Here is an 11,457-nt window from a genome sequence, read left to right as displayed (position 1 = left end):
AATGAATTATAAGGTGCTATTTAGAATTGAAAGGTTAAAACTTATAGACAAACTAAAGGCAAAAATAGTAAATTACAGAAGATATTGTGAAGAAATGGGAGATACTTGCGAGATTGAAATAGTTTGTGCCGGAAATGTTGTTACACATTTTTTAGAGGAAGATGAGTTTTTTAAAGATGAGAGTTTACAAGTTAAACTATGTAAAAATGCTTTAAATGGATTAAAACCAAATTATGAACAGAAAAATATTCAAATAGTTTCAGCAGGAATTGGAGAGGTAATCAAAAGAAAATCTGAAGGCTGGATTGAATATACAATAGAATAAAAATTTTTTGAAAAAGAATGTGCAAACATTCTTTTTTTTATAAAAATATTGATAAAAAGTGAAAAAAGTGGTAAAATTAATGTGTGAAATTTTAATTTTTTTATTTGGAGGATATGATGGAAAAATATAATTGGTCTTTGGAAAAGATTTACAAGAATTCAGATGAAGCAAGAGCAGAGATAAAACTTTGTGACGAATATGTTGAAAAAATATTAAAAGAAGAAAAAACTATTAAAAACTTAAAAAATATAATGGAATTATCTGAAAAGGCTAATAGACTTTTAGAAAAATTATATACTTATTCATATATGAAAAGAGATGAAGATAGTAGAGTTCCTGAATCTCAAAAATTAGCTTTAGAAGTAAATTCACTAGGAACAAGAGTAGGTTCAGCTATGGCATTTTTTGATCCTTTCTTAATGAGTTTATCTGATGAAGAATTAGAAAACTTTTACAAAGAGGGAGATAACGAAAAGTATAGAGTGTTTTTTGATAATATTTTAAGATTTAAACCTCATACATTAAGTGCAGATGAAGAAAAGCTTCTTGCAAATACTAGTGAAATGATGGGAACAGGTCAAAGCTCTTTTTATATGTTAAGTTTTGCTGATATTGATTATGGTAAAATTGATAGCAAAGATGGAGAAAAATTAACTCCTGGAAATTATAATACTTTCCTTTTAGATGAAAACGAAGAAGTAAGAAAAGAAGCATTTGATAAAATGTATGGAACTATTTCAAGTTTCAAAAATACTTATGCAACAACACTATATAGTGCAATTAAGAATTTAACAATACTTGCTAAGGTTAAACACTATCCTTCAGCTAGATATATGGAATTATTCCAAGATTGTGTTCCTGAAAAAGTTTATGATTCTTTGATAGAAAGTATTGAAGAATATTTGCCATCTCTTCATAAATATTATGGATTAAGAAAGAAAGCATTAAAGAAAGATAAACAATATATGTGGGATGTTTCTATCAATTTAGAAAAAGAATTTGACCAAAAATATCCTTATGAAAAGGCAAGAGAACTAATAACTGAAGGTCTTAAACCATTGGGAGAAGACTATATTGAAGTTCTAAATAGAGGCTTTGATGATCGTTGGGTTGACGTTTATCCAAGAGAAGGAAAAGCTGGTGGAGCATATTCATGGGGAAGCTTTGATACAGATCCATATATCCTAATGAATTATACAGATACTTTAGATAGTATGTTTACATTAGCTCATGAATTTGGACATTCAATGCATAGTTATTATTCAAAATCAGACAATGACTATCTATATGCTCAATATAAGATTTTCGTTGCAGAAGTTGCATCAACTTTTAATGAATTAACTTTATTAGACTATATGTTGAAAAATGTTAAAGATAAACACGAAAAAATTTATATTTTAAACTATTATATAAATATGTTTATAGGAACAGTATTTAGACAAACTATGTTTGGTGAGTTTGAAAAGAATACACATTTAGAAGTTGAAGCAGGAAATGCCTTAACTGCTGATGATTTCACAAGAATCATGGGTGAATTAAATGACAAATATTATGGAGAAAATGTTGAAAAGAGTGAATTAGCTAATTACTTATGGGCGAGAATTCCTCATTTCTACACTAATTTCTATGTATATAAATATGCAACAAGTTTCTGTGCTGCAAGTTTCTTATCAAGCAGAGTAGTTAAGGGAGATAAAGAAGCATTAAAGAGTTATAGAAATTTCTTAAAAGACGGATGTAGACATCAACCAATAGAACAATTAAGAGCCGCAGGAATAGATATGGAAGATAAAAATTCTATCAATAAAGCTCTAGATGTTTTCAAAGGTTTAGTTGACGAACTAGAAAAAGAATTAGAAGCTTAGAAAGATTTAAGGAGGGTTTTTTTCGTGTCTAAGAAAAATAATAAAAAGAATAAAATTGAAAAAAATTCTTCAAATTTTTCAGAGGGGGGATTTGACAAGTCTATTTTATCAGACTATTCTCAATGGAGAGAAGAATATTCCGAAAAAGAAATTTCTGAAGAAGATGTTCTCGAATCCACTACAGAACCAGAGGATAATATAGTTCAAGAAACGGACAAAGTCGATGATTTAGACTTTAAATCAAATCTTATTAATTCAGAAGTGGAAGACCATACTTTTTCAACCGATGAAGAAAAAGCAGAAATTACATCAAAGGCTGAAAAAGAAAAAGAGAACAAGGAAGAAAAGTACGAAGAAAAAGATAAAGAAGAAAACAATAAAGAAAAAGATAAAGATGACGAAGATGCGATTTTAACAGAAACACAAAGGCTTCAACTAATTTATGGGAATGTCGTTCCTCTACATGAAAGACGTCGTAGAGGGAGTAAATCCTCTAAACATAAAAATAAAGAGACTCATAAGGAAAAAAATGTAGAAGTTTTAAAAGATACTGATGGTGAAGAAAAAGAAATTTCTCAAGAGGAAGAAATTTCTCAAAAACCAATCCAAAGTGTTGAACAAAATGAAGTAGAAAAGCCTATTGAAACTCCTGAGCCAGAAGATAAACCTAAAGAAAAAGAGTATTATCAGGCAGTAGATAATAAAGAGAAAAAAGAGACAATTAAGTATGATATGCCAAAAGTGCCAAAGATTTTAAAGATGATTTTTGCTTTTACTATAATTTTGGCAATTTCAACTGTTGGTTTCTTTGGACTTAAGGCATATCATTCACTTGGAGTTAAACTTCCTGGTATTTTATCAGGAGTTGAATCTAAAAAAATAGGATTTTACACATCAAACTTTGTTTTTAATGATAAAGTCATAGATAAGAATCAGGCAGAAAATTTGATTTCTATGTTTGAAGAAGATGAAACGAAGTTAGCTACAATTACAAAATGGCTTAAAGAGGATGCTGAAAATCTAAAGAAAGATGAAAATTACAAGAGTAATAGACCTGTTAGACTTCAAAAAAGTGGAAAAGTTTTAGGACTTTTTGATGATTATAAAATTTGTTTAGATCCGATAAAGTTGAAAGTCGAAAAAAATGAAGAGGTTCAAACTTCTATTTTGTTAAATGGTAAAGAAGAGGCTATTTCAGATAAGGAATATGAACTATTTCCTGGCAAATATACAGTTTTCTATTATGATAATAATGTGAAATTAAAAGAAGAATTTTCTCTTTTCTATGATGAAAAGTCTAGCGTTAAAACTGTGTCCTATGGAGCTGGAACGGAATATCAATTAGCGAATGAAGTTGAAAAACTAGATACCAATTCAAAAGAAAGTTCATTTAAAATTTTAACAAGAGATGAAAATAGTATTTTATTTGTAAATGATAAAAATACAGAGTTAACTGTAAAAGAATTTAATAAATTATCAGGAACTAATATAAAAGAGGGAGATGTTTTAAAAGTAGTAACAAAAATGCCTTGGGGTTATACTATATCAGAAGGAGTAACTTATTCTGGTGAAGGTAAAATAAATGTAAGCACATCTCTTACAGATAAAAGACTTTTAAATGTTGCAATTTCAAGGACTATTGAATTGTTGAGAGAAGATGTTCAATCAAGAGGTAAGAAAGATGCAAGTTTATTGACTATAATGACAGATCCATCATTAGGAGTTGAAAAGAGAAGAGTAGAGTCATTGATAAATAGTGGAAGGGAATATGTCGGAGGCTATCCATCAATGGAATTTGACCTCAATTCTTTTGAAATTAGAGAACATGGTGACACTTATGAAATGTATATAGGTGGACATCTATTAGTTCAAGAGACAACTTATCCTCAAAATAATAAACCACCACAACTGTCATCAATTACTCCTGTAGAATCTACAGTAGGGTTCCATTTTATCTATGATAAAGAAAAGAAAAATTGGTACAGTAATATTTGGGGTTTCACAACAAGGACAATTACAAGAAATAATATAAAAAGTGTTGACTTATCAAAAGATATGATTGCAAGATAGAAAAACTGTTGAATTGATATAATCTCTGAAAGTTTACAAAAAGCTCATCTAAGTTAATTAGATGAGCTTTAAGTTTTTTTGTGTTTTATTTTTTAGTGTTCAATTTATATTCGACTTTTGTGTCTTCATCAATGATTTTACTGATTGACGAGTAAACAAATTTATTTTTTAAATCATTAGCAGTAATATAAGTTTTTCCATTTTCTTGTTTTAAATTAGCATTTGAATAGTGGGTTTCTTTTCCGTTTTCTTTAATAAATAAATTAGCCTGTCCATTTTCTGTTACAGCGAACACAATCTGAACTCCTGAATCAGAAATAAAACTTTTATTGGAAATATTTTTTATATCTTCTGTAATTTTTATCTTATTAACTGAATCTAAATTATCAGGGAATTCTCCTTGCTTAGATTCTTTATATTCAAGATTGTTTTTTTGTGTCTTTTATCGTTTTGTCATTTATTATTTCTAAATCTAAATCCAAATTATCAGCTGTAATAAATTCTTTTCCATCTTTTTTAGATATTTTTGCATTTTCATATATCATATAACCAGCACCAGAGTTTATTTTCTCATACATAACTAAATGATATTTTTTTGAATTAGAAGAATTTTCATTATCCTTAGTTTCTTTAATGGTAAATGCCTTTTCTTTTGAGATAAAAGATTTATCGCTTAGTTGTTCTATTTTTACTCCTTTTGCTGAACAAGAGCAAAAAATTAAAGTAACTAAAGTAAAGATAAAACATTTTTTAAAAAATTTTATCATATTATTGAATACCTCCAATATTATATTTAGCACTTTTGTACTATAAACTAATTATATCATAAAAAATAATAAATAAAAGACTAATAATTTTTGTGAAAATATGATATAATTATATGATAATAGTATTAGTTTAATAATGAAAAAAGAATTATTAAGCTTTTTTTAGTAGTACACATAATTAAATTAGTAAAATTTGATTTTAAAATTAAGTTAGGAGCACTATATGAATATTAATATAGATATTATTTATCAAAATATTGAGTTTCTGGTAAAAATGATTCTTGCAACCTCAATGGGAGCAATAATTGGTTTTGAAAGAAAGAGTAGAAATAAAGAAGCAGGTATTAGAACTCATGCAATAGTTTGTTTGGCATCTGCACTTATGATAATAGTTTCTAAATATGGTTTTTTTGATGTAGATGAATACGATGCAGCCCGTGTTGCTGCACAAGTTGTTTCTGGAATTGGTTTTTTGGGAGCAGGACTTATTTTTATAAAAAACAATGCCGTAAATGGACTTACTACTGCTGCGGGAATCTGGGCGACTGCTGGAATTGGTTTAGCCATGGGAGCAGGACTTTATGGTGTAGCAATTGGTGGAACATTTTTAATTGTGATTATTCAAACTTTGATGCATAAGGATACTTTTTTGAATAAAGATCATTTGACTATTACTTTTGAAATAAGTTTGGAAGACAGTTTTAATACAATCAGAGAAATTCGTAGTTGTTTAGAAAGATTTAGACTTGAAATTCAAAATGTAGAAGTTGTTAAGAAGAGTAGATCTGTAATAGTTAGATTTTATACTGTAGTTCCTCTTGATTTTGAAAGAGAACATTTGGAAGATTTAATTTTTGATGACGATAGAGTTAAAAAGATAGAAATGTAGTTGACTTTTTCGGCTATTTTTTATATAATTATTTCGATATTTAATACTGAGCATTGATTGTGCTTACAACACAGGAGCTCAAAAGTAATTGTGCTTAAACAATATGAGGCCTATGCGAAGAAAGGTGGTACCACGATAAGTCGTCCTTTCACAGTTTTAGGTCTTTTTTTATAGGAGGATTTTATGGAATACAAGAATATTTTTGAAGAGCTTGTAGATAGAGGATATTTTGAACAAGCTACTTATGAAGATGAATTAAAGGAGTTATTGTCTAAAGAAAGAGTAAAGTTTTATATAGGTTTTGATGCAACGGCGGATAGTTTGACAATTGGTCATTTTATTCAAATTATGGTTATGAAGAGAATGCAAAACTATGGTCATATTCCAATTGCGCTTTTAGGTGGTGGGACTACAATGATAGGCGACCCTTCTGGCAGAAGCGATATGAGAATGGTAATGACTGAAGAACAAATTAATCATAATGCAAAAAGATTTTTTGAACAACTTTCAAGATTTATTGATTTTTCAGATGGAAATGCTATTATAGAAAATAATAAAGATTGGCTTTTGGATTTGAATTTTATAAAATTTATGAAAGAAGTAGGAGTTCATTTTAGTGTAAATAAAATGCTAACTTGTGATGCTTATAAAAACAGAATGGAAAAAGGTCTTACATTCTTTGAATTTTCATATATGTTAATGCAAAGTTATGATTTCTTATACCTATACAGAAAACATGGTTGTAAATTGCAATTAGGTGGTAGTGACCAATGGAGTAATATACTTGGTGGATATGACCTTGTTAGAAAACTTGAACAAGATAAGGTTTATGCTATGACTTTTAAACTTTTAACAACTGCTGACGGTGTTAAAATGGGTAAATCTCAAAAAGGTGCTGTTTGGTTGGATGAAGAAAAAACTTCTCCTTATGAGCTTTTCCAATATATGAGAAATGTTGATGATAGAGATGTTGAAAAGTTTTTACTTATGCTAACTTTCCTACCAACTGAAAAATGTAGAGAATTAGGAAAATACAAAGATGAAAGAATAAATGAAGCAAAAGAAATTTTAGCTTTTGAAGTAACTAAGATTATTCATGGTGAAGAAAAGGCTAAAAAAGCATTGGAAACTTCAAGAGCATTATTCAGTGGAGAACTTTTAGATGAAAATATGCCTTCAACAGAAATTAAAAAATCGGATTTTGAAAATGAAGAAATAGGAATTTTAGACTTGATTAGAACTTGTGGACTTTCAAAGTCTAATGGAGAAGCTAGAAGACTTATAGAACAAGGTGGAATTTCTTTAAATGGAGAAAAAATAACAGATACAAACACAAAAGTTTCTTTAAATTTAGAAGAAATTGTTATTAAAAAAGGTAAAAAAGTATATCACAGAGTAATTGCTTTATAGGGGATTTTGATGAAAAAAGAAGATATTTATGTGGTAGGTATTGCCGGAGGTTCTGCCTCTGGCAAGACTACTATTGTTGAAAAGTTGAAAGAACAATTTAAAGACGAAATTGTTATGATTAGCCATGATTTTTATTATTGGGCAAATGATGATAAGACTTTAGAAGAAAGAGCAAAGTTAAACTATGACCATCCAAAGTCTTTTGAAACTTCTAAACTTATTGAAGATATAAAGATTTTAAAATCTGGTAAAGCTGTAGATTTACCGATTTATGATTATACAATTCATACTAGAAGCAAAGAAACTTTGAGAGTATATCCAAAGCCTGTAATAATAATTGAAGGGATTTTAATTTTGGAAGATCCAAAACTTAGAGAGCTTATGGACTTAAAGGTTTATGTAGATGCAGATGCAGATGAAAGACTTATAAGAAGAATTTTAAGAGATACTAAAAAGAGAGGAAGAAGTCTTGAAAGTATTTTAAGTCAATATCAAAATACTGTTAAACCAATGCATGAGGAATTTGTTGAGCCGAGTAAAAAGCATGCAGATATAATCATTCCTCGTGGTGGAGAAAACACTCCTGCCATTAAGATGTTGGTTCAACATTTAAAGACTTTTTTGGATAAAAATGAAAAAAAATAGTAAGACAAATGTATGTAGAATTTTAGATAGTAAAAAAATAAAATATGAATTTGTAGTTAGAGATGAAGACAAAGAATTTGAAGAAATTGGAATAGATAGAAATATATGCTTTAAGACACTTGTTCTAGAAGGAAGTGATAAAAATCATTATGTCTGTGTTATTCCTATTGACGCACATTTGGATTTGAAAAAAGCAAGTAAATTTTTAAAACTAAAGAGTATTAGAATGATTTTACAAAAAGATTTAGAACCTTTAACAGGTTATGTTCATGGCGGATGTAGTCCTGTTGGAATGAAGACTAAATTTAAAACTGTTTTTGATGAAACTGCAAAAAATATGGAGAAATTTCTTGTAAGTGCTGGAAAAGTTAGAAATTCAATTATAGTAAATCCTATTGAATTTGCAGACTTTTGTGATGCAGATTTTGCTGATTTGGTGGTAGAGTAATGATAAATTGTATAATACTTGCAGGGGGTAATTCTATAAGAATGACTTTTCCTAAAGAGTATATTGAAATTGAAGAAAAGTATCTGATACACAATTCAATAGAAGCGTTAAAAAATCTTTTTGACGATATAGTTGTCGTTTCTAATAATAAAGATCATTATAAAGATGTAAAAGTAAGAGTTGTGAGGGACATCTTTTACAAAAAAGGTCCAATGGCTGGACTTCATAGTGGGCTTTGTTATTCAAATAATGAATTTTCATTTTTGACTGCATGTGATATGCCAAATATGGATGAAAAGTTTATTAGATTTTTGATTTCAAAATTAGATAAAGATTTTGATGGCTTAGTTTGTCTTTCAAAAGGTGGAAAAATATTACCTATGAATGGAATCTATAAAAATTCTTTAAAAGAAAATTTAAGAGAAGAATTAATTAAAGATAATCTAAAATTTGTAAAATTTATTGAAGATAGTAATTTTAAATTTTTAGAATATGAAGAATGGAAAAATTTTGATGATAAAAATATATTTGAAAACTTAAATACTATAAAAGAATTGGAAGAATTTAAAAAGAAATTATTGACAATAAATAAAGATTAATGACGGTTTATACCGTCTTTTTTTGAATTTAATTAAAATACATTATCAAAATTAATACATTTTTATACGTTTTTTTAAATTGACAAAATACTGAAAAAGTTGTAAAATAGTAATTGTGAGTAATCACATTTACTTTTAAGGAATAATAATTTGATAATTGTAACTTGAAAATTTAATATGAGGAGGTGTGTAAGACTAATGCCAAAGGAATTTATATTACTTCCTGTTTTTTTGATTGTTGGTACTATTATTGGCTATGTTTTTAGAAGGTTTACTTCAGAAAAACTTATAAACGGTGCCGAAAATCACGCAAAAAAAATTGTTGAAGATGCTATAAAAGAAGCTGAAACTAAGAAAAAAGAAAAATTAGTTGAAGCAAAAGAAGAAGCTCATAGAATAAGACAAGAAAGCGATAAGGAAAACAGAGAGAGAAGAAACGAAATTCAAAAATTGGAACGTCGTTTGATTACTAAAGAAGAAAATTTAGACAAGAAAAACGAAAATTTAGATAAGAAAAATGAACGTTTAAATAAAGAATTAAAGGCTTTAGAAGTTAAAGAAACTGAAATTGAAAAATTAGTTGAAAAGCAAAAAGAAGAACTTGAAAGAGTTGCCAATATATCATCTGAAGAAGCTAAAGAAATTATACTTGAAGAAGTTAGACAAGAAAGTATAAAAGATGCTGCAAATATCATTAGAGAAATTGAACAAAATGCTAGGGATAATGCAGAAAAAAATGCAAGATATATTATTGGAACAGCTATTCAAAGATATGCAGCTGATCAAGTTGCAGAATCTACAGTTAGCGTTGTAACTTTACCTAATGACGAAATGAAGGGTAGAATTATAGGTAGAGAAGGTAGAAATATTAGAACATTTGAAAGCTTGACAGGAGTAGATTTGATTATTGACGATACACCTGAAGCGGTTGTTTTATCTTCATTCGACCCAGTTAGAAGAGAAATTGCAAGACTTGCTCTTGAAAAATTGATTAATGACGGAAGAATTCACCCAACAAGAATTGAGGAAATGATTGAAAAAGCAAGACAAGAAGTTGAAAACAGCATCAGAATTGCGGGAGAAGATGCTTGTGATCAAACTAATATTCATGGATTACATCCTGAACTTGTGAAACTATTAGGAAGATTAAAGTACAGAACTTCTTATGGACAAAATGTTTTGAAACATTCAATAGAAGTTGCACATATGGCAGGAATGTTGGCTGCTGATATCGGAGCTGATGTTAAGATTGCAAAAAGAGGTGGTCTATTACATGATATAGGTAAGGCTATAGATCACGAAATGGAAGGAAATCACGTAGAATTAGGCGTTCAGATGGCTAAAAGATATAAAGAAAAACGTGAAGTTATCCATTGTATTGAAGCACATCATAATGATGTAGAACCTTCAACTGTTGAGGCACTTTTGGTACAAGCGGGAGATGCTATTTCAGCTGCAAAACCGGGTGCAAGACGTGAGTCTGTTGAAAATTATATTAAGCGTTTGGAAAATCTTGAAGAAATTGCAAATTCATTTGACGGAATTGAAAAATCTTTTGCAATTCAAGCAGGACGTGAAATAAGAGTATTGGTTAAACCGGAAGTTATTGACGAAGACAAGATGTTGTTAACTTCAAAGGCAATAGTTAAGAAAATACAAGAAGAACTTGAGTATCCTGGAACAATTAAAGTAAATTTAATTAGGGAAACAAGAGTTGTTGACTACGCTAAATAGTTTTTAAATTTGAAAACAAGAATGTTTATAGAAATATGAACATTCTTTTTTTATGCAAATTGAAAGTTGTTAGATTTATTTATGTATCTACGACACATTCACTTTTGTTTTCAACAAAAGTGTGAGATCTTTCGACTACGTTTCACTTCGCTCAAGATGACGTATAAGGGAGAGCACTCATTTTAGAGCTAGACGTGAATAGTAAATAAACTTCAAAAGATAATAAAAAATTATTTAAAATAAAAAATTTATCGTCATAGTACTTTGCAAAGAAAATATCTCGACACGTCATTTCGACCGAAACGAAGCAAAGCTGAGTGAAGTGGAGAAATCTCATAACTTTGTTTACTTGTAAACAAAAGTAGGTCTGGCGGGAGTCAATTGTATATATAGTAAAATAATTTACGTCATTTTCTATGCAAAGAAAGTCTCCTAACACGTCATCTCGAGCGTAGTCGAGAGATCTCATAAAGCCCTATTAACTATGATATACTATATTAGTTTATATCTCAAAAATAGATATAACTTATAATTTATAAATACTTTCTATATTGAATGTATCTACGATACATTCACTTTTGTTTTCAACAAAAATGTGAGATCTTTCGACTACGTTACACTTCGCTCAAGATGACGTAAAAAGGGGAGTTCTTTGTTCTAGGGCTAGACGTGAATGTTAAATAAACTTCAAAAGATAATAAAAAA

The 11,457-nt window shown here is 28.8% G+C and carries 11 protein-coding genes; 9 read left to right on the top strand and 2 right to left on the bottom strand.

Features of this window, described 5'->3' with window-relative positions; genetic code table 11:
* Position 1: 1 nt before the first annotated feature.
* The 3 genes from WFJ11_RS06480 to WFJ11_RS06470 all read left to right on the top strand — a co-directional run bounded on the left by WFJ11_RS06480 (position 2) and on the right by WFJ11_RS06470 (position 4,260).
* Positions 2-325: a hypothetical protein gene (locus tag WFJ11_RS06480; RefSeq protein WP_009355095.1), complete on the top strand. Its 324-nt coding sequence runs from the start codon at positions 2-4 to the stop codon at positions 323-325.
* Positions 326-441: 116 nt separating this feature from the next.
* The gene (gene pepF, locus WFJ11_RS06475) at positions 442-2,190 is read left to right on the top strand and encodes an oligoendopeptidase F (RefSeq protein WP_338817244.1); all 1,749 of its coding nucleotides are present in this window, start codon (positions 442-444) and stop codon (positions 2,188-2,190) included.
* A gap of 24 nt (positions 2,191-2,214) precedes the next feature.
* Complete coding sequence (locus tag WFJ11_RS06470; protein ID WP_338817243.1) at positions 2,215-4,260, top strand: TcaA second domain-containing protein; 2,046 nt, start codon at positions 2,215-2,217, stop codon at positions 4,258-4,260.
* Between the two features lie 85 nt (positions 4,261-4,345).
* Here WFJ11_RS06470 and WFJ11_RS06465 read toward each other — a convergent pair whose 3' ends face one another.
* The gene (locus tag WFJ11_RS06465; RefSeq protein ID WP_338817242.1) at positions 4,346-4,555 is read right to left on the bottom strand and encodes a hypothetical protein; all 210 of its coding nucleotides are present in this window, start codon (positions 4,553-4,555) and stop codon (positions 4,346-4,348) included.
* A gap of 124 nt (positions 4,556-4,679) precedes the next feature.
* The gene (locus WFJ11_RS06460; RefSeq protein ID WP_338817241.1) at positions 4,680-5,027 is read right to left on the bottom strand and encodes a hypothetical protein; all 348 of its coding nucleotides are present in this window, start codon (positions 5,025-5,027) and stop codon (positions 4,680-4,682) included.
* Positions 5,028-5,250: 223 nt separating this feature from the next.
* On the opposite strand from WFJ11_RS06460, the gene WFJ11_RS06455 reads away from it, so the two are divergent.
* The 6 genes from WFJ11_RS06455 to rny all read left to right on the top strand — a co-directional run bounded on the left by WFJ11_RS06455 (position 5,251) and on the right by rny (position 10,752).
* The gene (locus WFJ11_RS06455; protein WP_009354483.1) at positions 5,251-5,916 is read left to right on the top strand and encodes an MgtC/SapB family protein; all 666 of its coding nucleotides are present in this window, start codon (positions 5,251-5,253) and stop codon (positions 5,914-5,916) included.
* A 183-nt stretch (positions 5,917-6,099) separates the two neighbouring features.
* Positions 6,100-7,326, top strand: a complete 1,227-nt coding sequence (gene tyrS / locus WFJ11_RS06450) for a tyrosine--tRNA ligase (RefSeq protein WP_313961169.1) — start codon at positions 6,100-6,102, stop codon at positions 7,324-7,326.
* A gap of 9 nt (positions 7,327-7,335) precedes the next feature.
* Positions 7,336-7,971, top strand: a complete 636-nt coding sequence (udk, locus tag WFJ11_RS06445) for a uridine kinase (protein ID WP_338817240.1) — start codon at positions 7,336-7,338, stop codon at positions 7,969-7,971.
* Positions 7,958-8,419 carry an aminoacyl-tRNA deacylase gene (locus WFJ11_RS06440; protein WP_338817238.1) on the top strand — a complete coding sequence of 154 codons (462 nt, stop codon included), beginning with the start codon at positions 7,958-7,960 and terminating at the stop codon, positions 8,417-8,419. The genes udk and WFJ11_RS06440 overlap by 14 nt, the downstream gene beginning before the upstream one ends.
* On the top strand, positions 8,419-9,018 hold the full coding sequence (locus tag WFJ11_RS06435) for a molybdenum cofactor guanylyltransferase (protein WP_009354860.1): 600 nt from the start codon (positions 8,419-8,421) through the stop codon (positions 9,016-9,018). The genes WFJ11_RS06440 and WFJ11_RS06435 overlap by 1 nt, the downstream gene beginning before the upstream one ends.
* Positions 9,019-9,216: 198 nt before the next feature.
* Positions 9,217-10,752, top strand: a complete 1,536-nt coding sequence (gene rny / locus WFJ11_RS06430) for a ribonuclease Y (protein WP_338817236.1) — start codon at positions 9,217-9,219, stop codon at positions 10,750-10,752.
* The last annotated feature ends 705 nt before the right edge of the window (positions 10,753-11,457 follow it).

The organism is Parvimonas micra, assembly GCF_037482165.1.
Classification (GTDB): domain Bacteria; phylum Bacillota; class Clostridia; order Tissierellales; family Peptoniphilaceae; genus Parvimonas.
This window is presented reverse-complemented; position numbering and strand designations above follow the sequence as displayed.

Bases quoted from the DNA above. Each gene is read 5' to 3' on its own strand.
- WFJ11_RS06480 (WP_009355095.1), top strand. From the start codon at position 2: ATGAATTATAAGGTGCTATTTAGAATTGAAAGGTTAAAACTTATAGAC.
- pepF (WP_338817244.1), top strand. From the start codon at position 442: ATGGAAAAATATAATTGGTCTTTGGAAAAGATTTACAAGAATTCAGAT.
- WFJ11_RS06460 (WP_338817241.1), bottom strand. From the start codon at position 5,027: ATGATAAAATTTTTTAAAAAATGTTTTATCTTTACTTTAGTTACTTTA.
- WFJ11_RS06455 (WP_009354483.1), top strand. From the start codon at position 5,251: ATGAATATTAATATAGATATTATTTATCAAAATATTGAGTTTCTGGTA.
- tyrS (WP_313961169.1), top strand. From the start codon at position 6,100: ATGGAATACAAGAATATTTTTGAAGAGCTTGTAGATAGAGGATATTTT.
- udk (WP_338817240.1), top strand. From the start codon at position 7,336: ATGAAAAAAGAAGATATTTATGTGGTAGGTATTGCCGGAGGTTCTGCC.
- WFJ11_RS06440 (WP_338817238.1), top strand. From the start codon at position 7,958: ATGAAAAAAAATAGTAAGACAAATGTATGTAGAATTTTAGATAGTAAA.
- WFJ11_RS06435 (WP_009354860.1), top strand. From the start codon at position 8,419: ATGATAAATTGTATAATACTTGCAGGGGGTAATTCTATAAGAATGACT.
- rny (WP_338817236.1), top strand. From the start codon at position 9,217: ATGCCAAAGGAATTTATATTACTTCCTGTTTTTTTGATTGTTGGTACT.